The organism is Sporosarcina sp. SG10008 (assembly GCF_044569405.1).
GTDB classification, from domain to species: domain Bacteria; phylum Bacillota; class Bacilli; order Bacillales_A; family Planococcaceae; genus Sporosarcina; species Sporosarcina psychrophila.
Genome location: NZ_CP172607.1, coordinates 447501 through 472698 on the forward strand (window position 1 = coordinate 447501; position 25198 = coordinate 472698).

The following is a 25198-nucleotide window of genomic DNA, read 5'->3' on the forward strand; positions in this document are numbered from 1 at the left end:
AAACCGCAAGGTGAAGTATAGGGGCTGACGCCTGCCCGGTGCTGGAAGGTTAAGAGGAGAGGTCAGCGCAAGCGAAGCTTCGAATTGAAGCCCCAGTAAACGGCGGCCGTAACTATAACGGTCCTAAGGTAGCGAAATTCCTTGTCGGGTAAGTTCCGACCCGCACGAAAGGCGTAACGATCTGGGCACTGTCTCAACGAGAGACTCGGTGAAATTATAATACCTGTGAAGATGCAGGTTACCCGCGACAGGACGGAAAGACCCCGTGGAGCTTTACTGTAACCTGATATTGAATTCCGGTGCAGCCTGTACAGGATAGGTAGGAGCCTTGGATTCCGGAGCGCTAGCTTCGGATGAGGCGTTGGTGGGATACTACCCTGGCTGTATTGGACTTCTAACCCATGCCCCTTATCGGGGCAGGAGACAGTGTCAGGCGGGCAGTTTGACTGGGGCGGTCGCCTCCTAAAGAGTAACGGAGGCGCCCAAAGGTTCCCTCAGAATGGTTGGACATCATTCGTAGAGTGCAAAGGCATAAGGGAGCTTGACTGCGAGACCTACAAGTCGAGCAGGGTCGAAAGACGGGCTTAGTGATCCGGTGGTTCCGCATGGAAGGGCCATCGCTCAACGGATAAAAGCTACCCCGGGGATAACAGGCTTATCTCCCCCAAGAGTCCACATCGACGGGGAGGTTTGGCACCTCGATGTCGGCTCATCGCATCCTGGGGCTGTAGTCGGTCCCAAGGGTTGGGCTGTTCGCCCATTAAAGCGGTACGCGAGCTGGGTTCAGAACGTCGTGAGACAGTTCGGTCCCTATCCGTCGCGGGCGCAGGAAATTTGAGAGGAGCTGTCCTTAGTACGAGAGGACCGGGATGGACATACCTCTGGTGTACCAGTTGTCTTGCCAAAGGCATCGCTGGGTAGCTATGTATGGACGGGATAAATGCTGAAAGCATCTAAGCATGAAGCCCCCCTCGAGATGAGATTTCCCATTACGCAAGTAAGTAAGATCCCTCAAAGAAGATGAGGTTGATAGGTCTGGGGTGGAAGCACGGCGACGTGTGGAGCTGACGGATACTAATCGATCGAGGACTTAACCAATTTTGAAAAGGGCTTGATTACCCTGATTCTGTGTAGCACAATGTCTGTTTTATTCAGTTTTGAGCGAATAAGTACCGTTCATAAAAAAAGTACTTGCAATTAATTAGATGATATGTTATAATAATTATTGTCTTTGAGAAAAGACCATACAAGTCTGGTGACGATTGCGAAGAGGTCACACCCGTTCCCATCCCGAACACGGAAGTTAAGCTCTTCAGCGCCGATGGTAGTTGGGGGTTTCCCCCTGTGAGAGTAGGACGTCGCCGGTCTTGTAACAATTATTACATAGGTTTATGAATAGGACGAACAACTGAAGTTTGTCGCACTTATACCCAGGAGGATTAGCTCAGCTGGGAGAGCACCTGCCTTACAAGCAGGGGGTCGGCGGTTCGAGCCCGTCATCCTCCACCATTTTATTTATAATGAAAACTATTAGCCGGAGTAGCTCAACTGGTAGAGCAACTGACTTGTAATCAGTAGGTTGAGGGTTCAAGTCCTTTCTCCGGCACCACTTTTCGAGCCATTAGCTCAGTTGGTAGAGCATCTGACTTTTAATCAGAGGGTCGCAGGTTCGAATCCTGCATGGCTCACCATTTTTATGACTTAGTGTCATAATTTATATTGCGGGTATGGCGGAACTGGCAGACGCGCTAGACTTAGGATCTAGTGCCTTCGGGCGTGGGGGTTCGACTCCCTTTACCCGCACTTATAATGCGGAAGTAGTTCAGTGGTAGAATACGACCTTGCCAAGGTCGGGGTCGCGGGTTCGAATCCCGTCTTCCGCTCCATATTTTTGCCGGGGTGGCGGAACTGGCAGACGCACAGGACTTAAAATCCTGCGGTAGGTGACTACCGTACCGGTTCGATTCCGGTTCTCGGCATTAATAACTTTTCACTTATATGCGCTCGTAGCTCAATTGGATAGAGCACCTGACTACGGATCAGGAGGTTGTGGATTCGACTTCTGCCGGGCGCACCATTATGTTTTTAAACTTTATAATTCTTCGGGACGTAGCTCAGCTTGGTAGAGCACTTGGTTTGGGACCAAGGGGTCGCAGGTTCGAATCCTGTCTTCCCGACCATTAAGCTTTTTAAGCAGATTCGCCGCTTAAAGAATATACCATTTTAAGTAGATTTGTGCTTTAATAATTGCCAGCTATAATGGGGCCTTAGCTCAGCTGGGAGAGCGCCTGCCTTGCACGCAGGAGGTCAGCGGTTCGATCCCGCTAGGCTCCACCAACACAATTTTAATAAAGATCCTGGCGGCGTAGCTCAGCTGGCTAGAGCGTACGGTTCATACCCGTGAGGTCGGGGGTTCGATCCCCTCTGCCGCCATCTTAAAGGACCTTTAGCTCAGTTGGTTAGAGCAGACGGCTCATAACCGTCCGGTCGCAGGTTCGAGTCCTGCAAGGTCCACCACTATTATATACAGCCATGGAGGTATACCCAAGCCCGGCTGAAGGGATCGGTCTTGAAAACCGACAGGGGAGTCAAATCCCGCGGGGGTTCGAATCCCTCTACCTCCTCCATTTTTAACTAGTGGTGAAATTAAATAGTACTTATATTGTTGTCGCGGGGTGGAGAAGTGGTATCTCGTCGGGCTCATAACCCGAAGGTCACAGGTTCAAATCCTGTCCCCGCAACCAAATGGTCCCGTGGTGTAGCGGTTAACATGCCTGCCTGTCACGCAGGAGATCGCCGGTTCGATCCCGGTCGGGACCGCCATTTATATTAATACTATAAGGTTTAGAATAAGTTAACGACTTAATGTAAACTAAATACGTGGCTCAGTAGCTCAGTCGGTAGAGCAAAGGACTGAAAATCCTTGTGTCGGCGGTTCGATTCCGTCCTGAGCCACCATTGTTATGCGAGTGTAGTTTAGTGGTAAAACCTCAGCCTTCCAAGCTGATGATGAGGGTTCGATTCCCTTCACTCGCTCCAAAAAGGGCCTATAGCTCAGCTGGTTAGAGCGCACGCCTGATAAGCGTGAGGTCGATGGTTCGAGTCCATTTAGGCCCACCATTCCGCAGTAGCTCAGTGGTAGAGCAATCGGCTGTTAACCGATCGGTCGTAGGTTCGAGTCCTACCTGCGGAGCCATTTATATATGGGGAAGTACTCAAGCGGCTCAAGAGGTGCCCCTGCTAAGGGTATAGATCGCGAAAGCGGTGCGAGGGTTCGAATCCCTCCTTCTCCGCCATATATAATTTGGCCCCTTGGTCAAGCGGTTAAGACACCGCCCTTTCACGGCGGTATCACGGGTTCGAATCCCGTAGGGGTCATACATAAAAGTAGCTTTACAAGTTCTTAATGAACTTGTAAAGCTACTTTTTAATTTGTTTATATATAGTTTTCTAGTTCACTTAAATTCTCACTATATATGTTGAATTAAAGAATCCCATTGAATCTACTGTGGCGCTCAATAAGGAGAGAGTTGTAATTCGGGGTGTGGATTGTAGAACGCTTGACGCTTTGGGGATGCCTTTGCCGCGCCTGCACTAGGGTGTTCATTATCGAGAGAAATGTGATTTTGAGATGTATATGCCGAGATTATAAGGTGATTACTAGTTGATACTACTTATATTCAAGAAAGACGTACTCCAGGTTGCAGATTTCATCACAGATAATGAAATGCTCTTTCTCATATAGACCATCCAGCGTCGAAGCGATATTGGTAGGAGTTCTGTTTCATTCTTAAATAAAAAAGACAAGACTATGGAGAAGACTTCAGCCGCCAAAATTATATCTTTGGCGGCTTTTATCCAGTTAAGAAGCCCCGCTATTCTTTCGTCCCAAAAAGCTCTAGCATTTCGTGTACTTATGCCTTTGGAGAGCAACGGATGGATAACCACCAAACGATTCCCGAAAAATGTGTAGGGTGCTACGAAGTCGCATCCCTACACATCAAGATATCTCGATAATAGTAAAGAGGTCGTTCTATCTAAAGCAACTCAAAGGCAACTGCACACGCAGCGCCTAGTGTTTGATTAAATCATTTACTGGTTACTTTTGGTTAATTAACATACGTGAGCTAAAATATCCTGAAAAGAAACACCATAAGCAATGGCCTATGGTGTTTCTTTTCACTTCTTCTGATCCTCTATATAACTATCTTTTTCATGATAAGGAATATCTCCGAGAGGGGATTCGATTCCTTCATCATCCAGTTCCGCTTCATATTTCTCTGAGGCATCGGACCTGATGAAACCGCGTGACTTTCCATTTATATCGGTTCCTGTGAATTCTTCAAATTCTTCGGTTGCACCATCTGAAATTCCGCTGTCGTATAACGTATTGTAGTCATCGTGATCTCCGCTGAAATCGGAAGGGGTTTCTGATGTTCCAGATTTTGCGATTTCCTGAAAGCTGTCTTCGCCATCCCGGGCCGCTCCGGAAAATGAATTTGGGTTGGCCATGGTAAGCGTATCTTCTTCGACAGGTCGATCATTGGGGATTTCTTGCTCAGTCGCATGGTCGATGCAAAGAGTTGTGTAAGGAACTGCTTCAAGTCGCCCAAATGGTATATCTTTTTGGCACACTTCACATTTCCCATAAGAACCGTTCACCATCGCTTGTAAGGCGCTTTCTACTTTATCTAATTCAGAGCCAGCATGAACGTTTAAAGCCATGTCTTTCTCTCTTTCAAACAGTTCTGTACCCATATCACCGGGATGATTGTCATACATCGACAGCTCGCCGGCAGCTTCTTGTGCACTTTCCTTAATATCTGTTTCTTCTTCTGTTTTTGTTAAGTGATCCTTCATTTCATATAGTTCTTTTTTTAGAGTGGCTTTTTGTTTATCGTTCAACAAGTTTTGTCACGTCCTTTTTAGTAATGGCATTAGTCTGCACATACACACCGTACTTAATAAACAAAAGTACAGATTGTTGACTATCGTTACTTAACTTTCCTTTATTTCGTTCCATCTAAACATATAAATCAGAAAAAGCGTAAAGCTTCGAGTTAAATCGAGGCTTTACGCTTTTTTTTTATTAGTTAGAGCAGATGCCCAATGAGTATTCCGATCCCTAATAGTAAGCCGAATAAAGTGTTCGTAACTGCAGTGTTTTTCATCGCAGGCATCACATGTATTGGGATGTGATTTTTTCGGAACACAGTAATCGCTCCAATCGGCTTTTTGACACTAAGAAATACAAGCAGTGCCCATGGAGTAAGATGACCGAAGAGAATCATTGCAATAATCCAGCCATAGGAAATCATGAAAAATAGCATTAGGATTGTAATTGCGTTGTAGCGGCCCACAAGAATAGCGAGTGTTTTTCGTCCGCCTTCCTTATCGCCTTCTAAATCACGTATATTATTTGCTAGCATAATACCTGCGACTAGCAACATACTTGGGATAGATAGCAGAACCGCTTCTGTCGTTACTGTTTCTGTCTGGATATAAAACGAAATAAGGATAAGTAACATTCCCATGACAACACCGGAAAACAGTTCTCCAAATGGCGTGTAGGCGATAGGATACGGTCCTCCAGTATAAAAGTAGCCTACCATCATTGACAGGATCCCGACGACTGCGAGCATCCATGAGGTTTCCATACATATATAGATACCAATAAGGACGGAAATCCCGTAAAGCATAAAGGCAAGATTCAACACGGTTTTTGGTTTTACACCATTACGGACGATTGTACCGCCGATACCAATGGACTGTTCTGTATCAAGTCCTCTTTTAAAATCATAATATTCATTGAACATATTCGTTGCCATTTGGATGAAAACACTCGCGACGAGCATGGCGATGAATAAAGGAAAATGTAATTTTCCGTAAGTTAGTGCAATCATGGTACCGAGAAATACAGGTGCAAAGGCTGCCGTTAGTGTATGTGGACGTGTAAGCTGCCACCAAATACGCCAGCCTTTATCCGCTTTTATTGTCTGTTGCAATTTGGCTCTCTCCCTATCCTTTTAATGACCCTATCTATTGTACTCCAAAATGGGTGGAGTGAACATATGGACTGCTTATTATGTGCTGAAACGACATTGATTCGGTATGATAGACTATAGGTATTGTTTTAAATCAGTCGAATGAATGTACGGAGGGAAAATAATGAATCGGAAGTTGACCGCTACCCGTGAATCTCAATTAAATGTTAGGCAGAATGAGCTGCGTTTTTTTACAGAAACTGTCGATGCGGGGAGAATCTCACCACTTGCGTTTTTTGAAGCAGGGGATTCGTGTTACAAAGATGAACGTTTCTATTGGCAAAATGCAGATAAAACTTTAACGCTTGTTGGTATTGGACATGCTACGGTATTAACAAGTGATGGAACGAATGATCGTTTCACACATATTTCAACAAGTTGGAAAAAATTATGTAGTGCGCTTATTAAAGAAGAAAATGATCGGGAACCTGTTCTTTTTGGAGGTTTCTCGTTTGATCCGAAAAGTGTTAAGCAATCAGAGTGGGATGCATTTCCATCGGCCCATTTCGTTGTACCTTCTTTCCAGTTGTCGATTACGAATGGTAAGACAGAAATTTCCATTAACCTCGTAACAAAAAGCAACGATGGGGCAGAACAGTTTGAGAAGTTAAGGGATGAAAGAGACCGTCTAATTCATATCGCGCAAGTCGAGGAATCCGCTCTGCTTACAAAACCGGAAGTTGTGTCAATAGAGGAACTTTCGAAAGAACATTATCTGGAAACCGTTGCAGATGTCACAAAGAAAATTAACAATGGTGAAGCGGAAAAAGTAGTAATTGCACGTTCGGTTAAACTAAACTTTGCAGATGACGTGCCGGCTGTCACTGCACTTCATCATATATCAAATGAACAGCAGGAAAGTTATCACTTTGGATTGCAAAAAGACGGCCAATTATTTTTTGGTGCTACACCTGAACGTTTAATTGAAATATCAAATGGCCGTGCGTATTCGGCATGTGTTGCGGGTTCCATTAAACGAGGCAAGTCGGCAACTGAAGACCGCGAACTTGGCGATGAACTTCTTGAAGATAGAAAAAATCGAGAAGAGCATCAATATGTCGTTAATATGATTTCACAAGTGTTTAAGACATTTTGCACAGACATCAAAATTTCGAAAGTACCGAAACTGATGAAAGTCCGTGATATTCAGCATTTGTTTACGCCAGTTGAAGGAAAAGTTGAACAAGGAACTGATATTTTTAGTTTGGTTCAAGCACTTCACCCGACACCGGCGCTAGGCGGTGTCCCAACTGATATAGCGATGGAAATGATTCGTTCTGAGGAAAACTTGGATCGGGGTTATTATGCTGGACCAATTGGTTGGACAGATACTGCTGGAAATGGTGAATTCGCTGTGGCAATCCGTTCCGCACTTCTTGACGGCAATAGTGCGTACTTATACGCAGGTGGAGGAATTGTGGCAGACTCTGAACCAGATAAAGAATACGATGAAACATGGGTGAAATTCAGACCGGTTATGCGGGCGCTTGGAGGAAAACTGAATGGATAACCGTACAGTTTTGACTGATTATGTTCGTAGAATGACTGCTGCTTTGATGATGGCTGATGTGAAAACGGTAGTTATTAGTCCAGGCTCTCGTTCGACACCACTGGCTTACGCTTTCGCTTCAACAAAAGGCCTTGATGTCTATATGCAAGTCGATGAACGATCGGCTGCCTACTTTGCATTAGGTTTGGCGAAGGCATCCGGTAATCCTGTCGTCCTTCTCTGTACGTCAGGTACTGCAGCATCGAATTATCATCCTGCTATAACAGAAGCGTATTATGCGCGTATTCCTCTTATTGTTATCACGGCTGACCGTCCGCATGAATTAAGGGAAGTCGGTGCGCCACAGGCAATCGATCAAATTCGAATGTATGGTAAGCATGTGAAATATAGTGTAGATTTCCCACTTGCTGAAAACAATCCGGATATCGAAGACTTTATTGATCGCCATATTAGCCGTGCACTGTCAGTTGCGACTACAGCTCCACGCGGACCCGTTCACTTAAATGTGCCGTTCCGGGAACCACTTCTGATCGATTTTAATCGGGAAACGCCGAAAATGACTTTCAAAAAACGATTTAAAAGTGTAGACAGTTTGGATGCATCTACTGCCCAACAAATTTCACAGTTGCTTGCAACGTCGGAAAAAGGCTTCATCATTGCTGGTGAAATGCCGATAGGGTTCGATAAAGCAGCATTTTGGAACTTTGCCAAAGCACTGGAATGGCCAGTATTATGCGATCCGCTATCAAATCTTCGCACGGAAGTACCTGAACAATGCATAGCGCTCTGTATTGATCATTATGATGCGCTATTAAAAAGTGATGCATTCAAAGAGAAAGTCGTACCTGATACTGTCATTCGTTTTGGTGCACAGCCAGTAGCGAAGCCGCTTTCGCTTTACTTGAAAAAAGTAAGACCAGCTACAGTTATAGCGGTGGATGAATCGCCGGAATTTAGGGATTCGCTCGGTGTCGTTACGCATCATATCCAGACTTCATCCGAAACAGTCATGAAAATTATTGTGGATAAACCGAAGACATCTTATACAGAGTTGTGGACGATGGCGAATGAGGCGGCATCAGCGATTACAAATAAGTATGAGGGTGTTGCTGGCGATGAAGGGATATTTGCAAAAACATTATTTGAGCACCTTCCCACAGAGAGCGACCTCGTAAGTGGCAGCAGCATGCCAATCCGTGATGTAGACACGTTCTTCAGGAAGACGGATAAGGATATTAAAATTTTTGCGAATCGCGGGACGAATGGTATCGATGGTGTTGTATCGACAGCATTCGGTATCCAGGCGGCAAGAAAGCGTCCAACATGGCTGTTAATTGGCGATTTATCGTTCTTGCATGATATCAACGGATTAATTGTTACTCGTTTCCACGAGGCAGATTTAACCATTGTCATTATTAATAACGATGGGGGTGGAATATTCTCGTACCTTCCGCAAGCTGATGCAGGTAATCATTTTGAAGAGCTGTTTGGCACACCAACAGGCTTAACATTCGGCCACATTGCTGCGATGTATGATGCGCAGTATGCGGCAATCCACACGCCAGAAGAGTTCGGAATGGAGCTCGATAAAGCGAAGGAAAAACCAGTGCGTATTATCGAAGTGTTCACGAATCGTCAAGCGAATGTGAAAGCGCACCGAGACCTATGGAAGCAAATCACGGACAGGCTTGATCGTAATGAATGAAAAGACTATTCGTATACGTGAAATTAATATGCATGTGGAAATCCAAGGTGGAGAAAATCTACCTGTCATCGTATTTCTACATGGTTTTACGGGGAGCACCACATCATGGCGTGAAATTACAAAGTTGCTAAAAGGTAACTACCAGACAATAGCTGTCGATTTGACGGGACACGGCAAATCGACTATTCCGGAAGACATTGGCCGCTACTCTATGGATCAGCAAGTAGAGGACCTTGAGGAACTGTTTACTGAGCTTTCTCTTGATCAATTCATCTTAGTTGGCTATTCAATGGGGGGACGTATTGCACTGGCTTATACGGTGCGACATCCAATGCGGGTCTCGTCATTGATTCTCGAGAGTTCTTCTCCAGGATTGAAGACGGAAGTGGAAAGAGAAGAACGACAAGCAGCTGACAGGCGGCTGGCAGACAGAATCACAAGGGACGGATTGCCGGCATTCATCGATTTTTGGGGAAATATTCCCTTGTTCGCGTCTCAGAAGACTTTGTCGGAAGAAAAGCAGCTGGCAGTGAGGAATGAACGGCTTAGTCAGAGTGAAATAGGCCTTGCGAACAGCTTACGTGGTATTGGAACAGGTAGCCAAGCTTCTTATTGGGAGAGCCTAGGAACAGTCAATCTTCCGGTTTTGCTCATAACGGGAAAACTCGACACGAAGTTCGTAAATATTTCCCGGGAAATGCAGAGGGATTTCCCTAATGTCCGCCACGAAACGATAGAACATGCTGGACATGCAATTCATGTGGAAAAACCGGCTACATTTGCTACAATGATAGAGGAGCATATTTCAGAGTTGAAAAATCGAGGAGGATCACTATGACACGTCAATGGGAAACGATACGTACATACGAAGACATCAAATACGAACAGTATGGCGGGATTGCAAAAGTAACAATCAACCGTCCGGAAGTGCGCAATGCATTCCGTCCTAAAACGGTATCGGAGTTAATCGACGCATTTTCACGCGCACGGGACGACCAAAGCATTGGAGTCATCGTCTTAACAGGCGAAGGCGAGAAAGCATTCTGTTCAGGCGGAGACCAATCCGTACGAGGGCATGGCGGTTATGTAGGAGACGACGAAATTCCACGTCTCAACGTCTTGGACTTACAGCGTCTAATCCGTGTTATTCCAAAACCGGTTGTGGCAATGGTTGCGGGATATGCAATCGGCGGCGGACATGTTCTTCATGTCGTTTGTGATTTGACGATTGCAGCAGAAAATGCAGTTTTCGGACAAACAGGACCTAAAGTTGGTTCATTCGACGCAGGTTACGGTTCGGGCTACTTGGCACGAATCATTGGCCATAAAAAAGCGCGCGAAATCTGGTTCCTTTGCCGTCAATACAACGCACAGGAAGCACTCGACATGGGTCTAGTCAATACAGTAGTTCCTTATGAACAACTGGAAGACGAGACGGTCCAATGGTGTGAAGAGATGCTTGGCATGAGCCCTACGGCACTTCGTTTCGTGAAAGCGGCAATGAATGCGGATACGGACGGACTTGCTGGTCTTCAACAATTGGCTGGCGACGCAACACTTCTTTATTACACAACAGACGAAGCGAAAGAAGGCCGCGATGCATTCAAAGAAAAACGCAAACCGGACTTCGGACAATTCCCACGTTTTCCTTGATTAAAGAAAAGCGTAAGGCGCCGTTTAGCCCCGACAAGCGCTGGAAGGCTTGAAGATAAAGGCGTACTTTGCCTTTTCAGCAAGACTGAAGCGACTCAAGGGGCTGGCGCCTGAAGCCTAGACAGTAATCAAACTGGATAAAAACTAAGAAAGCTGCCTCTAATCGGGCAGCTTTTTCTGAATGGATGGTGATGGCATGATTCCAAATTGGTTAATGCAACGGGCTTATTTAACGCCTGATAAAATAGCTTTATCGTTCGAAGAGGAAAAGTGGACATTCGCACAGTTAAAAGATGATGCTGTGGTTCTTGCACGAAAATTGAGGGCTAACAGTTTAAATGAAGGGGAACGGATCGCCTTGCTTGGGTCCTCCAATTCTGAAATGGTAGTCATCATTCATGCATGTATGCTGGCCGGCCTTGAGATTGTTATGCTAAACAGTCGGTTGTCGAAAAAAGAAATCGCATATCAATTGGATGATTCAGGCGCCAATACGGTAATTGTGTCGAATGAACTGAGTAGTGTTGTTGCCGATACGCCGGTACGTCAGCTACTATTTTCTACGATCAAAGAAAGTGCGGAACAGGCTTTTGTCATCCAGGAAAGTTGGCAATCAGACAGAACCATTACGATTATGTATACATCGGGCACGACAGGATTTCCGAAGGGGGTCCGTCAGACTGCAGGTAATCACGTCTCGAGTGCACTGTCGTCTGTTCTAAATTTAGGGCTTGATGAAGACGATGTCTGGCTCTGTGCGATGCCTTTATTTCATATTAGCGGGTTCTCGATTCTCGTTCGTTCTGTTCTATACGGAAATGAGGTTCAGTTGCATGAGAAGTTTGATGCGGTCAAGTCGGCGATTGCGGTAAGGGATGGGTCCGTCACACGGATGTCTGTTGTATCTCTTACATTGGATAAAGTTCTGCGTGAACTGGAAAAGGATAATAGTGTCGCACATTCATCATTTAAATCAATGCTGGCAGGTGGTGGCCCCGTTCCAATCGATTATTTGAAGCGGGCAAAAGTACTTGAAGTTCCTGTTCTCCAAACGTACGGCATGACAGAAACTAGTTCGCAAACAGCGACCTTAGCAGCAAGTGATGCAATGAGGAAAATGGGTTCAGCAGGCAAACCATTGTTTTTCAATCAAATCAAAATCAAAGATACAGAAACGCCAGGTGAAAAAGGTGAAGTATTTATACGCGGTTCACATGTGACACCTGGATATATTGGTCGTTTTTCCGAAGTGGATCCATTGGAAAATGGCTGGCTTCCAACAGGTGATATCGGTTATCTTGATTCGGAAGGTTATTTGTATATCGTCGATAGAAGATCCGACTTAATCATTTCAGGAGGAGAAAATATTTACCCTGCTGAAATTGAAAATGTACTGATAGCGCATCCGAATATTCGAGAGGTAGGCGTTTGCGGGAAAGAACATTCCGAGTGGGGAAGTGTCCCAGTTGCGTTTGTCGTAGTGTCAGGAAATGTGAAAGAAGCTGATTTGATAGCGTATTGTGAAGAGCGATTGGCGCGTTACAAAGTACCGAAATCATTCCGCTTCGTAGATGAACTGCCGCGTAACGGGTCAAATAAGTTATTGCGTCGAAAATTGAAAGAGTCAGTGGATTTGGAGTAAGGTTGAAGTCGAAATTAAAGTCAAACTGTGAGGGCAACTCTGGACTGTCACGGCAAGTCATCAATCTGTAAGGGCAATTGCGTTAACTGTCCTGGCAACAGATTAAACTGTGAGGGTAACTCTGAACTGTCATGGCAACCCCTCAAACTGTAAGGGCAATTGCTTGAACTGTCCTGGCAACAGATTAAACTGTGAGGGCAACTCTGGACTGTCATGGCAAGTCATCAATCTGTAAGGGCAATTGCTTGAACTGTCCTGGCAACAGATTAAACTGTGAGGGCAACTTTGGACTGTCACGGCAAGTCATCAATCTGTAAGGGCAATTGCTTGAACTGTCCTGGCAACAGATTAAACTGTGAGGGCAACTCTGGACTGTCATGGCAAGTCATCAATCTGTAAGGGCAATTGCGCTAACTGTCATGTCAAATGATTAAACTGTAAGGGCAACTCCAAACTGTCACAGCAAAAACAAAAAGGCTGTTCCATATACCAGATTAAATCTGGTATACGGGACAACCTTTCTTCATTTACTTTCCACTTAACGCTTTCTTCAGCGTTTCAATGTTTTGTTCCATCAAAGAAAAATAGTCTTCGTTGTTTTTTACATCATCCACTGTCAATACGCCAAGATTGTGGAGCATGAGTGATTCAGCGCCAATTTCTTTCCGCACGACATTAGTTAGTTTAGATGATACATTCTGTTCAAAAAGTACATAGTGGATGTTGTGATTTTTTGCCTCTTTGACAATTTGTGCTAATTGCTTTTGTGACGGCTCGCTTTGTGAGTTCAGTCCCGCAATCGCGACTTGTTCCAGTCCATATGAATCGGCTAGATAACCAAATGATGCATGTGAAACAAAGAACGTTTTGGAAGGGACAGTGGAAGCCATCTCTTTGAATTTGCTATCGAGTTCGACAAGTTCTACTTTCAGTTGTTCAAAGTTCTTCTCGAATTCGTCTTTCATTTCAGGTTTTGATGCAATCAATGCATCTTTGATAGAAGTTGCAAGTTCGACACTAAGCAGTGGTGAGATCCATACATGGGGATCAATTCCCCCATGATCATGACCTTCGTGTCCATGTTCATCATGTTCAGCATCTTCGTCGTGACCTTCATCACTATGACCTTCGTCTAGCATCTCATCAGGAATTGCCTCTGCTGTTGCAACCATTTTTACATGTTCGTTTTTCATGGTTTTTTCTGCATTTTCCACAAAACCTTCAAGGCCGAGTCCTATATAGAAAAACAAATCCGAGTCCGCGAGTCCCATCATATCTTTTTGTGTAGGATCAAAAGTATGTTCATCCGCGCCAGCAGGATAGATGGATTTCACATCGACGTAGTCGCCGCCGATTCGTTCTGTAAAGTATTGAAGCGGGTATACTGTTGTATAAATAGACAATTTCTCTGTCCCAGTTTCCGAGTTTTCTGTGGATTTAGCGCCACAAGCACTAAGTAGCATAATTGTTAGTAATGACATGATGAAAAAAAGTTTCTTATTCATTAGATATATCCTCCGTATTATTAATAGTAATCATTCCGATTTGTGTAACTGACTTTTTTATCATACAAGAGTGTTTCTAATTTGGCAACTAAATAAGCGAATTTCTTTTAATCGAAAAAAACGGCTCGACAATTATGTCAAACCGTTCTATCTAAAAAGATCACTTTTTATGCATATCATTGTCTGGTACAGGATCAAATCCACCCTCGTGGAACGGATGGCATTTTGAAATTCGACGTACCGCAAGCCATGAACCTTTTAGTGCTCCATGCTTTTCGACTGCCTCAATCCCATAGTGAGAACAAGTGGGATAGAAACGGCATGAAGGTGGTGTAAGGGGTGAAATTACTTTTTGATATAGTTTAATAAAGCCAATTAAAATCTTTTTCATTTAAAAAACTCCTTATTAATGCCTCGATGTTTATTGTAGATGCTTCGGTGGTAAATTAACAGAGAGATGAATTATATTTAACAATAAGGGGAGAGATTTATATGTCGAAAGAACTTATTAATGAATTGAATGTCCAAGTTTCTACATGGTCGGTTATGTATGCGAAGCTCCATAACTATCACTGGTATGTTAAAGGTCATCATTTCTTCACGTTACATGTAAAGTTTGAAGAACTTTATAATGAAGCGACGTTACATATGGATGAAATCGCAGAACGTATTTTGACACTTGGCGGAGATCCTGTAGCGACGCTGAAAGAACATCTTGAACAATCTGTTGTGAAAGAAGCAACGGGAGATGAAAAAGAAGACAGCATGGTGAAAACTGTCGTAAATGATTTCGGTGAAATTATGAAATCGTTGAAAAAAGGCATGCAGCTGGCTGCGAAAGATGGCGACGATATGACGGAAGATTTGTTGAACGCGACATATCAAAGTATCGAAAAACATCAATGGATGCTGAATGCATTCCTGGGTGAAGATAACAAGTAATCATTTTTCATTAAAAATACTAGGAAAATGCCGATAATAAGCTTGTGGAAGGAGTGATGGCAAATGGATATGAGCTCCATCATGGCAAGTCAATTGAGAAGTTTGCAATCGACTGTTCAGTTGAGTGTGTTAAATAATGCACTTGCAATGAATACTGCAGCGGCAACAGATATGTTGAAAAGTTTATCTAATCAGTCTGTTGCAGCCCATCCTCATAAGGGAGCTTCGGTTGACGTACAAGCGTAAATTGCGGTAAAGCATGTATCTCCAGTAAAAGGGGATGCATGCTTTTTTCATACTAAGCCATGCTAAAAAGAAAAAAGGATGGTGTAGCATGGAGAAATACAAAATGTACGTTTCTGTCGTAAATCAGCAAGTATACCATTACCCAGATGATTCACCGTGGGAATATGAGGTTAATGTAGAAAGTCAGTATGTTCCTGTTTTTCATCGGTTATTTAGTCAGATAGATGAACTCGAATTCCGAAACTTCCTTAGGTCACATTTACCGTTTTTGCCCTATCATTATGGTCGGAACAATTTCAACGTCGATCAACGTACGATGAAGATCTATGCGCTCATTCATGAATTTACAGATGATAAGTCGAAGCGATTTATCGAAAAGCTTCCGTATTTTCGTTGAAAGGATTGCTGTCCTTCGCTACACTGGTTGAAAGGACGTGAGTGCAATGCTTATTTTCAATGATGTTAATGGTGGTCGTGTTGAGCTGACTTTCGGAGAAAACCAATTTGGAATGCCAGCTCGGCATGTCCTTGTTATCCTCAAGCATAATGGTAAATGGTTACTGACTCGGCATTTAGTTCGAGGCGTTGAGTTTCCAGGTGGTAAAGCAGAGCATGGAGAAACGATCGAGGAGGCAGTTATACGCGAAACGATTGAAGAAACAGGTGTGAAAATTACGGATCTTGTGCAATTTGCAGAGTATGTCGTTCGAAGTAATAGTACATTTTGCAAAGCTGTATTCACAGGGAAAGTTGCGGAAATCGATGAGCATCCAGCCCTTTACGAAACAGAAGGAGCTATGTGGATGACTAATGAAGAGCTTGACCAGTGTGAAGAATTGAGTTTCCTTATGAAAAACACAGGCATGGAAACATTAAGAAAGTGGGTGGAAGAGCATGAGTCATGATGGTACGATTATTCATAGAAGGCCCTATCCGTCTCCAAATCCACATGTTTCGCTTGAAGAAATTACATATTTTTCAGATGGGTTAAAAGTGAAGGGACTCATGGCAGAACCAATTACAGAAGGGAACTACGAAGGCATCATCTATTTGCGAGGGGGCATGCAGCATATCGGTATGGTTCGTCCTGCCCGAATTGCACAGTTTGCTTCGCAAGGATTTGTTGTCTTCGCTCCTTATTATCGGGGGAACCGTGGAGGCGAGGGACGGGATGAGTTTGCTGGGGCAGATCGTCAGGATGCGGTGAATGCCGTTGATGTGCTGAAGCAAAATCCGAAGACAAACGTGGAAAAAATTCACTTGTTTGCATTTTCACGGGGCGGTATAATGGCTCTTTGGACAGCAATTTTACGTGAAGATATTACGTCGGTAGTTACATGGTCTGGCGTATCCGATATCGTATTTACATATAAAGAACGGAAAGATATGCGGCGGATGATGAAAAGAGTTATCGGCGGGACACCGAATAACATGCCAGATGAATACAGAAACCGTACGGCGCTGTTCCGCGTGGATGAAATTGATGCTCCCGTACTCATCATTCATGGCATGATCGACGAGAACGTGTCATTTCAACAAGCAGTTTTGCTTGAAAACGCACTGCGTGAACATAAAAAAGTATATGAGACATGGTATTTCCCTGAATATACACACTTCATACCGCCTGTCATGAATGCACAACTTGTACGCGATTTATGTAGTTGGATGAGAAGACGAGAAAAATGAGTGGTTTTTTGAATAAAATGAAGTTGCAATTAAAACGCCAAAGTTGCAATTGGACGAAATAAGTTGCAGTTAAAACTCCATTTTTACAATTACAAATCCAAGGTACAAAAAAACAGTGTAGCACATTCAATGTGCTACACTGTTTAATTTGAAAATTATGCAATCGGTCCGCCTTTAAGCGTAATCTCTTCAGAAACCATACCGAATTTTTTAAAGTTTTCATGGAACATGTTTGCCAATTCATTTGCTTTTACATCGTATGCTTCGCCGTCTGCCCATGCATTGCGCGGGTTCAACACTTCTGTTGGAACACCTTCAATGAATGTAGGCATTTCGAGGCCGAATACGCCGTTAGTTTCTGTTTCAATGTTGTTCAATTCTCCAGCAAGAGCTGCCTGTACCATAGTGCGTGTGTATTTAAGATCCATACGTTTACCAACGCCGTAGACGCCGCCAGTCCAGCCTGTGTTAACAAGGAATACTTGTGCATCATGTTCATCAATTTTCTTCCCAAGCATTTCAGCGTATACTGTCGCTGGAAGTGGAAGGAAAGGTGAACCGAAGCACGTTGAGAACGTTGCTTCAGGTGATGTGATACCACGCTCAGTTCCGGCAAGCTTCGAAGTGAACCCGCTTAGGAAGTGATACATTGCTTGTTCTTTTGTTAACTTCGAGATTGGAGGTAGCACGCCAAACGCATCTGCCGTTAAGAATACAATCGTTTTCGGATGACCAGCAACAGAAGGGTCAACGATGTTATCAATTGCTTGGATAGGATAAGCTGCACGTGTGTTTTCAGTTAATGAACCATTATCGTAGTCAGGAATGCGTGTTTCCGGATCGACGACAACGTTTTCTAGTACGGAACCAAAACGAATTGCACCAAAAATTTCAGGTTCTTTTTCTTGTGATAAATTAATACATTTTGCATAGCAACCGCCTTCGATATTGAAGACACCAGTGTCAGACCAGCCATGCTCGTCATCGCCGATTAATTTACGGTTTGCATCTGCCGAAAGTGTTGTTTTACCTGTTCCAGAAAGACCGAAGAATAGGGCAACATCACCGTCTTCACCAACGTTTGCCGAACAGTGCATCGGCATAATTCCATTTTCAGGAAGTAAGTAGTTCATGATTGAGAAGATTGATTTTTTCATTTCGCCAGCGTATTCAGTTCCACCGATAAGAACAATACGTTTTTCCATTGATACGATAATGAATGTCTCTGAATTCGTACCATCGACCACAGGATCAGCTTTAAATGAAGGAGCCGAAACGATTGTAAATTGTGATTCATGTTGTACTAGTTCTTCTTCAGTTGGGCGGATGAACAAGTTGTGAACAAACAGGTTATGCCATGCAAATTCATTCACAACTTGAATGGATAGTCGTGAAGCTGGATCTGCGCCTGCAAAACCTTTGAAGACGAACAGTTCGTCTTTTGTTCTCAAATGAGTAATTACTTTATTATATAATGAATCGAAAATTTCAGAAGAGATTGGACGATTGACGTTGCCCCAATCGATTTTGTCTTTGGAGGACGCTTCCTCAACAATGTATTTGTCCTTAGGTGAACGACCTGTATATTTGCCTGTCTGAGCTGTAACCGCTCCGTCTGATGTCAATTGAGCTTCACCACGTGAAATCGCTTTTTCAACAAGTTGTGGAACTGAAAGTTGAACTTTTACATTTTTCCCAGAAAGAAGTTTGTTGAGGTCATCACTAATTTTCGCAGATATCATAAGTATGTACCGTCCTTTGCATATAGTCCCAATCAATTGGGTGTCATCACATTATTGAATTAGTATAACACATTAAGAATAATAATCTATACTAATTCAAACCTCAAGGATTTATACGCAAAATGGGTAAAAAGATTTGACATGCAACAAGATTTTTCGTAGCATATATAGTTGAACGGATACTCTTATCCCGAGCTGGTGGAGGGGTCAGGCCCTATGAAACCCGGCAACCTGCACAGACGTTTTGTCTGCGCGAAGGTGCCAAACCTGTAGCAAGGCACAGTCCTTGTATGATAAGAGTGAAAGGTGCTTATGAAATCATGCCTTTCCTCATGTATTATTACGTGAGCGAAGGGCTTTTTATATGATATCGCCCTTAATCCTCGTGTATAGAGCTCGCAATGGCTTGTAGTCTTTTCATTTAGAAAAGACTCTACATGGGACATATGAGTACCGTATCAATCTCGTAGGATATAAGGAGGAAATAACATGACAAATCGCCGACTATTTACTTCAGAATCGGTAACTGAAGGACACCCGGACAAAATGTGTGACCAAATTTCGGATGCTATTCTAGATGCTATATTGGCAGAAGATCCAAATGCACGTGTTGCATGTGAAACGACAATTACAACAGGACTTGTCCTCGTTGCAGGAGAAATTACTACGACAACATATGTCGATATCCCGAAAGTTGTGCGTGAAACTGTTAAAGAAATTGGTTATGTACGCGCGAAATACGGATTTGATTGGGAAACATCTGCAGTTTTGACTGCGATCGATGAACAATCAGCCGACATCGCTGCAGGCGTTGACCAGGCACTTGAAGCGCGTGAAGGTTCGATGACAGATGATGAACTTGAAGCAATTGGAGCTGGTGACCAAGGTTTGATGTTCGGTTACGCTTGTAATGAAACACCGGAACTGATGCCGTTACCAATTAGCCTAGCTCATAAATTATCATTCCGACTTGCACAAGTACGCAAAGATGAAACCCTTACGTATCTGCGTCCAGATGGAAAAACACAAGTGACTGTTGAATATGATGAAAACAATAAACCAGTACGCATCGATACAATTGTTATTTCAGCGCAACATCACCCTGAAATAACACTTGAGCAAATTCAGCGTGATATTAAAGAATTCGTCATAAACCCGGTTGTACCAACTGATTTAATCGATGAAGACACGAAGTACTTCATCAACCCAACTGGCCGCTTCGTAATAGGGGGACCTCAAGGAGATGCAGGTCTTACTGGCCGTAAAATCATCGTTGACACGTACGGTGGTTATGCGCGTCATGGCGGCGGTGCGTTTTCTGGGAAAGATGCGACGAAAGTGGACCGCTCGGCTTCATATGCGGCACGTTATGTTGCGAAGAACATTGTCGCTGCAGGACTTGCAGATCGATGTGAAGTGCAACTTGCTTATGCAATCGGTGTTGCACAACCTGTATCGATTTCTATCGATACATTTGGAACAGGCACAGTCGAGGAAAGTAAACTTGTTGAGCTTACGCGTGGACTGTTTGACCTTCGTCCAGCAGGCATCATCAAAATGCTTGATCTGCGCCGCCCAATTTATAAACAAACAGCTGCATACGGTCACTTCGGCCGTACAGACATTGATCTACCGTGGGAACAAACGGATAAAGCTGATGCATTGAAAGAGTTAGCAGGGAAATAATGTAGTGTAAACACTGAAAGGCAGGATTTCCCTGTTTTTTGGTGTTTTTTCTGTTTAGGATGTTTGATTTAGCGGGCGTCATAGAGTGTAGCGAATCTGTCGTACACTCTCATCACAGGAGCTATAAACAAATGATACAATTGTTATAAAGTGAAACCTGATCGGAGAGGAGAGAGCGTCGGGCTATGAGTTTAATAGGTTTGTTACTACTGGTTGGGGTTGTTGCGTTATTTGTGTTAATTGGTTTAGTAATCTTTTTATTTATAAAAAAATAAGAGCTGCCTTCAAAGGCAGCTCTTTTATTACTGTTGTAAATTCTTGTAATACTGCCCTTTTTCGGCATACTCCTGAACAATCCGTTCCATGTCCGCACGATCGTCGTCATTCAGCTCACGCACGACTTTTGCTGGCGACCCGAGTGCTAGCGTATTCGGGGGAATCTTCTTACCAGGCGGCACGAGACTGCCTGCGCCAATGAATGCCCCTTCGCCAATTTCAGCACCGTCCAAAACAATGGAACCCATACCGATAAGCGCTCCTTTTTTTACCGTACAACTATGTAACGTTACTTGGTGCCCAATTGTCACCTCATCTTCAAGAATAAGCGGAAACTTTGGGCTTTGATGAAGGCAGCATAAGTCTTGAATATTTACTTTACGTCCAATAATTGTTGGAGATACGTCACCCCGGATTACGGTATTAAACCAAATTGTCGATTCAGGACCAATTGTCACATCACCTGAAATCGTCGTGAAGTCGCCAATGAAAACGGACGGATCAATTACAGGCGTTTTTCCTTTATAAGGATAAATCATGATGCTCTCCTCTTTTCTTTAGGTAGTGTATAATTATCGTAACAAAGATTAGGTTTTTATTGTAGATAAATAGGGAAATATATAGATAAAAGAACTAGATAGATGAGGGGAAGATGACCATGTGGAAATGGGAAGCGGAAGGGCCACCAAAAGCTGTCGTGGCCATCGTCCATAATGTGTACGAACATCATAGTAGAAATGCATGGCTTATTCAGAAACTAAGAAACAGCGGTTTTCATGTCGTGACAGGAGATTTACCTGGACACGGGGCGGAAGGTGTCGGAAAAATTCACGATGAACAATTTGATGCCTACGCTAAATTTGTGGAAAAATTAATAGCGGTCGGTCTCGATGATAATTTACCTTTGTTCATTATTGGACATGGAATAGGTGCCACCTTCGTAATGCGTCTTTTACAGCGAAAGAAAATTGAATGCGCAGGGGCTGTTTTTAGTTCCCCATGGCTAGCATTGCGTCATCAGCCACCTAAATTTTCGAACGTATTGACAAAATTCTCGTCATCCATGAAATTGAATCATGAAATTGACATTGAGATGTTAACACGCAATAGTGATTTATATGAAGAAGCTAAGCAAGATGACTTTTATAACGATGAATTCACCGTAGCCTGGTATAAAGAGTTACAATCATTCATGAAATTGGTTGCGCAGAGTGAAAGAAGTGTTCATGATATCCCAGTGCTTATGCATATTGCGGAAGAGGATAAAATAACAGACATAGTGCTTGCTAAGAAATGGTTTATCCGACAGGAACTTTCTGAGTTTCAATATAAGCAATGGAAACGGCTGTACCATGACGTTTATCAGGAACCAGAGCGCGAGGAAGTATACTTATATACGGAATCATTTATGAATAATGTTCTAAGGTCGCTAGGGTATGTCGTATAGGGAATACTTGGAAATGGTTTGTGAGTAAATGTGAAGAGGGAGGTGTTTACGATTACGATAATTGGGTTTGTACGACATGGCGTTACCGCGTGGAATAAAGAAGGAAGGGCACAAGGAAGTACTGATGTCCCACTTGATGATGAAGGAATTGAGATGGCACACGGTGTAGCTCAAAGACTTTCTGGTGAACAATGGGATGTCATCTACACAAGTCCTTTAATTCGTGCTGCAAAAACAGCTGAAATCATCGCGGACAGTATGCCTGATATCCGTCTCTTATCGGACAATCGCTTGCGGGAATCAGGGGGTGGCCTGGTTGAAGGATTGACGGAAATGGAGCGAGTAAAAAAATGGGGGCACTCATGGAGACAGCTGGAACTCGGTTTCGAACCGCAGGAAGAAATTATTTCACGCGGACTTAATTTCATAGAGGAAATAAAAGAATTGCATCCAGATAAACGAATCTTAGTCGTCAGTCATGGAGGATTTATTGGTCGATTGATAAAAGAGCTTGTCCCTTACAAGGATTTAGCTATGGATCTGGAAAACACATCAGTCACTATTATTAAACTGCAAGAAGATCGAAACCTATGCGAGCTGTTTAATTGTACGAAACATTTACAACGTATTAAGTAAGCATTTAAAACGCCAGAGAATGGCGTTTTTTATTTTGCGTATATTTAATAAGTCGAAATACATTATATTATTTAAAATATTCTATCATTCTAGTGACTATTAGACTATAATCAAAAATATAGTCTAATGAGGTCAGAATTTATGAGTGAAGTATGTCGAATCAAAGTAGAAGGAGGTAAGTGAAATGAAATCGATTAAAGCAAAAATTATTGTCAGTGTAATAGCGTTATTTTTCATTATCCTTACGGTAGTAAACTTGTTCGTTAATCTTCAAATGCAAAAGCAAACGGAAAATGTCCTTATAAATCAAAGTGAAGTTGCCGTGCAGGAGATGAGTCGATCGATTGAAAACAGTATGTTGCAATATGAAAAAACGCTATATTTGCTTACCGAAAATCCGGAAGTCACATCATTTATAGAGACGCAGTATGGCACCGGAAGTGATAACGAATTAAGTCGAGGCATCGAAAAGGTCTTTAATGATTATATGGGACAAATGACGGATACGGATTTAATGTATTTTGGATTCGAAAACAAATATACCAAATTTGTTCCCCATCTCGTTATCGATGGATTTGATCCGACTAGCCGCGTATGGTATACAGCAGCTAGCGACCAACCAGACAAAGTTGTATGGTCGGATCCATATGTCGATGCAGCGTCAGGTGGATATGTTATTACGGCATCTAAAGCGATGAAACGAAACAATTCACTTGTTGGTGTTATTGGGGTAGACATTAGTTTGGGAAATATTACTGATAGTGTATCCAAAAGTGAATTTGGATTTGGAGGCTACCCATTCTTATTTGATAGAAATGATGGGGCAATCGTTCACCCTCATTTACTAACAGACAAAGAGGAATTGGCGGATTTATCTTATTTAACGGCATTATTTAACGAAGAAAAAACTAAGGGAATCGGACAATACAATGAAGATAAGAATGAAATGGTCGGCGTTTTTACCGAAGTCCCGCATTTCGGTTGGACAGTTGGTGCCGCGTTCAATCAAGATGCAATTGATGGTTCAGTTAGTCAAACTAGGAACTTAATCATCATAACTTTCATATTAGCAGGAATAGTAATGATTGTTGTTCTTTGGTTCTTAATATCAAGAATTGTTAGTCCTCTCGGTGAAATTCGTACAGCAATGGATAAGGTGACGGAAGGAAACCTTAACGCATACGCGGATGTGAAATCGAAGGATGAATTTGGTCAACTTGCAAACAATTTTAATGCTATGACTTCAAAAGTTCGTGATGTTATTACATTGGTTAACCTTTCTGTCGATGAAGTTCGTTTAGCGGCAGAAAGCTTAAGTGCATCCGCAGAAGAGACGAATGCCGTTAGTGAGCAGATGGCGGGGGCTATCGATGATATCGCATCAGGTGCAACGAAATCCGCACATGATACAGAAGATGTGACGCAAACAGTTGGCTATTTAAGCGAACAACTAATAGGGATTCAAGAAAAAGCGAGCATTATGACAGGCATTGCAATAGAAGCTGAAGAGGTCAACAAAAGTGGAGTCAGCCAAGTCAATCAGCTACAATTGTCGTTCGATGGCTGGAAGACAAATCTGCAATCGATGGCGGATGTCGTTGGAGATTTGGAAACGAAAGTTGGAGCAATCGGAATTGTCATGGAAACGATAACTCAAATTTCCACGCAGACGAACTTGTTGGCGCTTAATGCGAGCATTGAGGCAGCACGTGCTGGCGAACACGGTAAAGGCTTTGCGGTCGTTGCTGATGAAGTGAGGAAACTAGCTGAACAATCTGCACGAGCAACAGATGAAGTAAAAGCGACCGTTCAAGAACTTCAAAATGGCTCCCACCAAGTTTCGAGGCAAATGAGGGAAACGGGGGAGACATTTGAGGAACAAGGAAAAGTCGTGCTGGCTACACAAATGACGTTCGGAGACATTTCCAAACTCATGAATAAGCTTGAACAGTCCATCAGCAGTGTCTATGACGAAGTAAATAAGGTCGTTGAACATAAGGAGACGGTTATGGAGACAATTGAAACTATGGCGGCGACAGCTGAAGAAACAGCTGCGGCAAGTGAAGAAATTAGTGCATCGACGGACGAGCAGCTTCGGGCAATCCGTGAGGTAGCACAAGCCGCGGATACATTGGCGGGGTTAAGTGACAATCTGCACACCGCCATGAGCCATTTCAAAGTTTAATAACAATTAGCTGCCGGGAAATTGGAAGGTTTTTGTTTAGAGTTAAAATTAATCTTAATCATCTTGCGGTTCTGTCTTTGGACGGAGCCGCTTTACTAGTAGGCGGTATAACGGAATCGGTAAAATACTTAATGGTTTTGCTACTATAATCTTTGTACTATACAGTCGGCGCTTAACGAATAGAAGATTCTTCCAACAACGCTTTGTCGCTTTGTTATGGTCTCACGCAATAAGCCCGATAGTAGATTGCTGAGGAGGGATTGAACTGCATCCCTCTACTTCGTCTCACACTT

20 protein-coding genes, 20 tRNA genes, 2 rRNA genes and 1 riboswitch (1 of these 43 running past the window's edge) are annotated in these 25198 nt (G+C 43.2%); of the genes, 36 read left to right on the forward strand and 6 right to left on the reverse strand.

The features are described 5' to 3' along the window. The 22 genes from ACGLYD_RS02245 to ACGLYD_RS02350 all read left to right on the forward strand — a co-directional run. A 23S ribosomal RNA gene (locus tag ACGLYD_RS02245) occupies nucleotides 1–1098 on the forward strand (it extends 1834 nt beyond the left edge of the window). A gap of 153 nt (nucleotides 1099–1251) precedes the next feature. Next, nucleotides 1252–1367, forward strand: a 5S ribosomal RNA gene (rrf, locus tag ACGLYD_RS02250). 66 nt (nucleotides 1368–1433) lie between these two features. Continuing rightward, a tRNA-Val gene (locus ACGLYD_RS02255) sits at nucleotides 1434–1509 on the forward strand. Between the two features lie 24 nt (nucleotides 1510–1533). Next, nucleotides 1534–1609 (forward strand) — tRNA-Thr (locus tag ACGLYD_RS02260). Nucleotides 1610–1615: 6 nt separating this feature from the next. Further along, nucleotides 1616–1691, forward strand: a tRNA-Lys gene (locus tag ACGLYD_RS02265). Between the two features lie 30 nt (nucleotides 1692–1721). Beyond that, nucleotides 1722–1803: transfer RNA gene (locus ACGLYD_RS02270), tRNA-Leu, on the forward strand. 8 nt (nucleotides 1804–1811) lie between these two features. Then, nucleotides 1812–1886: transfer RNA gene (locus ACGLYD_RS02275), tRNA-Gly, on the forward strand. Between the two features lie 7 nt (nucleotides 1887–1893). Then, nucleotides 1894–1979 (forward strand) — tRNA-Leu (locus tag ACGLYD_RS02280). 21 nt (nucleotides 1980–2000) lie between these two features. Then, nucleotides 2001–2077 (forward strand) — tRNA-Arg (locus ACGLYD_RS02285). 26 nt (nucleotides 2078–2103) lie between these two features. Then, nucleotides 2104–2180, forward strand: a tRNA-Pro gene (locus tag ACGLYD_RS02290). Between the two features lie 81 nt (nucleotides 2181–2261). Continuing rightward, a tRNA-Ala gene (locus tag ACGLYD_RS02295) sits at nucleotides 2262–2337 on the forward strand. A 22-nt stretch (nucleotides 2338–2359) separates the two neighbouring features. Then, a tRNA-Met gene (locus ACGLYD_RS02300) sits at nucleotides 2360–2433 on the forward strand. 7 nt (nucleotides 2434–2440) lie between these two features. Further along, nucleotides 2441–2517: transfer RNA gene (locus ACGLYD_RS02305), tRNA-Ile, on the forward strand. Between the two features lie 17 nt (nucleotides 2518–2534). Beyond that, nucleotides 2535–2627, forward strand: a tRNA-Ser gene (locus ACGLYD_RS02310). A 42-nt stretch (nucleotides 2628–2669) separates the two neighbouring features. After that, nucleotides 2670–2744 (forward strand) — tRNA-Met (locus tag ACGLYD_RS02315). A 3-nt stretch (nucleotides 2745–2747) separates the two neighbouring features. After that, nucleotides 2748–2823: transfer RNA gene (locus ACGLYD_RS02320), tRNA-Asp, on the forward strand. 59 nt (nucleotides 2824–2882) lie between these two features. Further along, nucleotides 2883–2958: transfer RNA gene (locus ACGLYD_RS02325), tRNA-Phe, on the forward strand. Nucleotides 2959–2965: 7 nt separating this feature from the next. Next, nucleotides 2966–3039: transfer RNA gene (locus ACGLYD_RS02330), tRNA-Gly, on the forward strand. Between the two features lie 4 nt (nucleotides 3040–3043). Then, a tRNA-Ile gene (locus ACGLYD_RS02335) sits at nucleotides 3044–3120 on the forward strand. A gap of 1 nt (nucleotide 3121) precedes the next feature. Then, nucleotides 3122–3196 (forward strand) — tRNA-Asn (locus tag ACGLYD_RS02340). 9 nt (nucleotides 3197–3205) lie between these two features. Beyond that, nucleotides 3206–3296: transfer RNA gene (locus ACGLYD_RS02345), tRNA-Ser, on the forward strand. A 10-nt stretch (nucleotides 3297–3306) separates the two neighbouring features. After that, a tRNA-Glu gene (locus tag ACGLYD_RS02350) sits at nucleotides 3307–3378 on the forward strand. A gap of 801 nt (nucleotides 3379–4179) precedes the next feature. Here the strand turns inward: ACGLYD_RS02350 and ACGLYD_RS02355 are convergent. Together ACGLYD_RS02355 and ACGLYD_RS02360 are read right to left on the reverse strand one after the other, a co-directional pair. Further along, nucleotides 4180–4908, reverse strand: coding sequence for a TraR/DksA C4-type zinc finger protein (locus ACGLYD_RS02355; RefSeq protein WP_187046933.1), 729 nt, complete (start codon nucleotides 4906–4908; stop codon nucleotides 4180–4182). Nucleotides 4909–5093: 185 nt separating this feature from the next. Then, complete coding sequence (locus tag ACGLYD_RS02360) at nucleotides 5094–6005, reverse strand: 1,4-dihydroxy-2-naphthoate polyprenyltransferase (RefSeq protein ID WP_399631120.1); 912 nt, start codon at nucleotides 6003–6005, stop codon at nucleotides 5094–5096. 163 nt (nucleotides 6006–6168) lie between these two features. Here ACGLYD_RS02360 and ACGLYD_RS02365 point away from each other — a divergent pair, with 163 nt between their 5' ends. The 5 genes from ACGLYD_RS02365 (at nucleotide 6169) to ACGLYD_RS02385 (ending at nucleotide 12554) form a co-directional block, all read left to right on the forward strand. Further along, nucleotides 6169–7554, forward strand: a complete 1386-nt coding sequence (locus ACGLYD_RS02365; protein ID WP_067206483.1) for an isochorismate synthase MenF — start codon at nucleotides 6169–6171, stop codon at nucleotides 7552–7554. Continuing rightward, complete coding sequence (gene menD / locus ACGLYD_RS02370; RefSeq protein WP_399631123.1) at nucleotides 7547–9259, forward strand: 2-succinyl-5-enolpyruvyl-6-hydroxy-3-cyclohexene-1-carboxylic-acid synthase; 1713 nt, start codon at nucleotides 7547–7549, stop codon at nucleotides 9257–9259. Before ACGLYD_RS02365 ends, menD begins: the two co-directional genes overlap by 8 nt. Next, complete coding sequence (gene menH / locus ACGLYD_RS02375) at nucleotides 9252–10097, forward strand: 2-succinyl-6-hydroxy-2,4-cyclohexadiene-1-carboxylate synthase (protein ID WP_399631126.1); 846 nt, start codon at nucleotides 9252–9254, stop codon at nucleotides 10095–10097. Before menD ends, menH begins: the two co-directional genes overlap by 8 nt. Further along, a complete protein-coding gene (gene menB / locus ACGLYD_RS02380) occupies nucleotides 10094–10912 on the forward strand; it encodes a 1,4-dihydroxy-2-naphthoyl-CoA synthase (RefSeq protein WP_067206491.1) in 819 nt (272 codons plus the stop codon). Before menH ends, menB begins: the two co-directional genes overlap by 4 nt. A gap of 196 nt (nucleotides 10913–11108) precedes the next feature. Beyond that, nucleotides 11109–12554 carry an o-succinylbenzoate--CoA ligase gene (locus ACGLYD_RS02385; RefSeq protein WP_340741601.1) on the forward strand — a complete coding sequence of 482 codons (1446 nt, stop codon included), beginning with the start codon at nucleotides 11109–11111 and terminating at the stop codon, nucleotides 12552–12554. Between the two features lie 527 nt (nucleotides 12555–13081). On the opposite strand, the gene ACGLYD_RS02390 is transcribed toward ACGLYD_RS02385, so the two are convergent. Together ACGLYD_RS02390 and yidD are read right to left on the reverse strand one after the other, a co-directional pair. Beyond that, a complete protein-coding gene (locus ACGLYD_RS02390; RefSeq protein ID WP_187046939.1) occupies nucleotides 13082–14059 on the reverse strand; it encodes a metal ABC transporter solute-binding protein, Zn/Mn family in 978 nt (325 codons plus the stop codon). 160 nt (nucleotides 14060–14219) lie between these two features. After that, complete coding sequence (yidD, locus tag ACGLYD_RS02395; protein WP_067206498.1) at nucleotides 14220–14450, reverse strand: membrane protein insertion efficiency factor YidD; 231 nt, start codon at nucleotides 14448–14450, stop codon at nucleotides 14220–14222. A 101-nt stretch (nucleotides 14451–14551) separates the two neighbouring features. Between yidD and ACGLYD_RS02400 the strand changes: the two genes are divergently transcribed. From ACGLYD_RS02400 to ACGLYD_RS02420, 5 genes are all read left to right on the forward strand, one after another. Next, nucleotides 14552–15001, forward strand: a complete 450-nt coding sequence (locus ACGLYD_RS02400; protein ID WP_067206501.1) for a Dps family protein — start codon at nucleotides 14552–14554, stop codon at nucleotides 14999–15001. A 63-nt stretch (nucleotides 15002–15064) separates the two neighbouring features. After that, a complete protein-coding gene (locus ACGLYD_RS02405; protein ID WP_067206503.1) occupies nucleotides 15065–15247 on the forward strand; it encodes a putative motility protein in 183 nt (60 codons plus the stop codon). A gap of 88 nt (nucleotides 15248–15335) precedes the next feature. Continuing rightward, entirely contained in the window at nucleotides 15336–15644 is a 309-nt protein-coding gene (locus ACGLYD_RS02410; RefSeq protein WP_231885774.1) for a transposase, read from the forward strand. Nucleotides 15645–15690: 46 nt separating this feature from the next. Next, a complete protein-coding gene (locus ACGLYD_RS02415; protein ID WP_067206508.1) occupies nucleotides 15691–16152 on the forward strand; it encodes an NUDIX domain-containing protein in 462 nt (153 codons plus the stop codon). Then, nucleotides 16142–16933 carry an alpha/beta hydrolase family protein gene (locus ACGLYD_RS02420; protein WP_399631131.1) on the forward strand — a complete coding sequence of 264 codons (792 nt, stop codon included), beginning with the start codon at nucleotides 16142–16144 and terminating at the stop codon, nucleotides 16931–16933. Before ACGLYD_RS02415 ends, ACGLYD_RS02420 begins: the two co-directional genes overlap by 11 nt. Nucleotides 16934–17088: 155 nt before the next feature. Here ACGLYD_RS02420 and pckA read toward each other — a convergent pair whose 3' ends face one another. Then, nucleotides 17089–18675: a phosphoenolpyruvate carboxykinase (ATP) gene (gene pckA / locus ACGLYD_RS02425; RefSeq protein WP_067206514.1), complete on the reverse strand. Its 1587-nt coding sequence runs from the start codon at nucleotides 18673–18675 to the stop codon at nucleotides 17089–17091. Nucleotides 18676–18857: 182 nt separating this feature from the next. Then, nucleotides 18858–18975: riboswitch (SAM riboswitch) on the forward strand. Between the two features lie 189 nt (nucleotides 18976–19164). Between pckA and metK the strand changes: the two genes are divergently transcribed. Beyond that, nucleotides 19165–20361 carry a methionine adenosyltransferase gene (metK, locus tag ACGLYD_RS02430; RefSeq protein ID WP_067206517.1) on the forward strand — a complete coding sequence of 399 codons (1197 nt, stop codon included), beginning with the start codon at nucleotides 19165–19167 and terminating at the stop codon, nucleotides 20359–20361. 302 nt (nucleotides 20362–20663) lie between these two features. Here the strand turns inward: metK and ACGLYD_RS02435 are convergent, their stop codons facing one another. Further along, nucleotides 20664–21176 carry a gamma carbonic anhydrase family protein gene (locus tag ACGLYD_RS02435; RefSeq protein ID WP_187046942.1) on the reverse strand — a complete coding sequence of 171 codons (513 nt, stop codon included), beginning with the start codon at nucleotides 21174–21176 and terminating at the stop codon, nucleotides 20664–20666. Between the two features lie 119 nt (nucleotides 21177–21295). Here ACGLYD_RS02435 and ACGLYD_RS02440 point away from each other — a divergent pair, with 119 nt between their 5' ends. The 3 genes from ACGLYD_RS02440 (at nucleotide 21296) to ACGLYD_RS02450 (ending at nucleotide 24905) form a co-directional block, all read left to right on the forward strand. Further along, nucleotides 21296–22084 carry an alpha/beta hydrolase gene (locus ACGLYD_RS02440; protein WP_067206522.1) on the forward strand — a complete coding sequence of 263 codons (789 nt, stop codon included), beginning with the start codon at nucleotides 21296–21298 and terminating at the stop codon, nucleotides 22082–22084. 42 nt (nucleotides 22085–22126) lie between these two features. Further along, nucleotides 22127–22720 (forward strand): histidine phosphatase family protein, encoded by a 594-nt coding sequence (locus tag ACGLYD_RS02445; protein ID WP_335339517.1) that lies wholly within the window; start codon nucleotides 22127–22129, stop codon nucleotides 22718–22720. A gap of 184 nt (nucleotides 22721–22904) precedes the next feature. Next, on the forward strand, nucleotides 22905–24905 hold the full coding sequence (locus tag ACGLYD_RS02450) for a methyl-accepting chemotaxis protein (RefSeq protein WP_399631136.1): 2001 nt from the start codon (nucleotides 22905–22907) through the stop codon (nucleotides 24903–24905). Nucleotides 24906–25198: the final 293 nt, after the last annotated feature.

Coding starts and splice junctions, on each gene's coding strand:
- ACGLYD_RS02390 (WP_187046939.1), bottom strand. CDS start 14,059: ATGAATAAGAAACTTTTTTTCATCATGTCATTACTAACAATTATGCTA.
- yidD (WP_067206498.1), bottom strand. CDS start 14,450: ATGAAAAAGATTTTAATTGGCTTTATTAAACTATATCAAAAAGTAATT.
- menD (WP_399631123.1), top strand. CDS start 7,547: ATGGATAACCGTACAGTTTTGACTGATTATGTTCGTAGAATGACTGCT.
- menB (WP_067206491.1), top strand. CDS start 10,094: ATGACACGTCAATGGGAAACGATACGTACATACGAAGACATCAAATAC.
- ACGLYD_RS02410 (WP_231885774.1), top strand. CDS start 15,336: ATGGAGAAATACAAAATGTACGTTTCTGTCGTAAATCAGCAAGTATAC.
- ACGLYD_RS02400 (WP_067206501.1), top strand. CDS start 14,552: ATGTCGAAAGAACTTATTAATGAATTGAATGTCCAAGTTTCTACATGG.
- ACGLYD_RS02440 (WP_067206522.1), top strand. CDS start 21,296: ATGTGGAAATGGGAAGCGGAAGGGCCACCAAAAGCTGTCGTGGCCATC.
- ACGLYD_RS02385 (WP_340741601.1), top strand. CDS start 11,109: ATGATTCCAAATTGGTTAATGCAACGGGCTTATTTAACGCCTGATAAA.
- ACGLYD_RS02435 (WP_187046942.1), bottom strand. CDS start 21,176: ATGATTTATCCTTATAAAGGAAAAACGCCTGTAATTGATCCGTCCGTT.
- pckA (WP_067206514.1), bottom strand. CDS start 18,675: ATGATATCTGCGAAAATTAGTGATGACCTCAACAAACTTCTTTCTGGG.
- menH (WP_399631126.1), top strand. CDS start 9,252: ATGAATGAAAAGACTATTCGTATACGTGAAATTAATATGCATGTGGAA.
- ACGLYD_RS02450 (WP_399631136.1), top strand. CDS start 22,905: ATGAAATCGATTAAAGCAAAAATTATTGTCAGTGTAATAGCGTTATTT.
- ACGLYD_RS02365 (WP_067206483.1), top strand. CDS start 6,169: ATGAATCGGAAGTTGACCGCTACCCGTGAATCTCAATTAAATGTTAGG.
- ACGLYD_RS02415 (WP_067206508.1), top strand. CDS start 15,691: ATGCTTATTTTCAATGATGTTAATGGTGGTCGTGTTGAGCTGACTTTC.
- metK (WP_067206517.1), top strand. CDS start 19,165: ATGACAAATCGCCGACTATTTACTTCAGAATCGGTAACTGAAGGACAC.
- ACGLYD_RS02405 (WP_067206503.1), top strand. CDS start 15,065: ATGGATATGAGCTCCATCATGGCAAGTCAATTGAGAAGTTTGCAATCG.
- ACGLYD_RS02420 (WP_399631131.1), top strand. CDS start 16,142: ATGAGTCATGATGGTACGATTATTCATAGAAGGCCCTATCCGTCTCCA.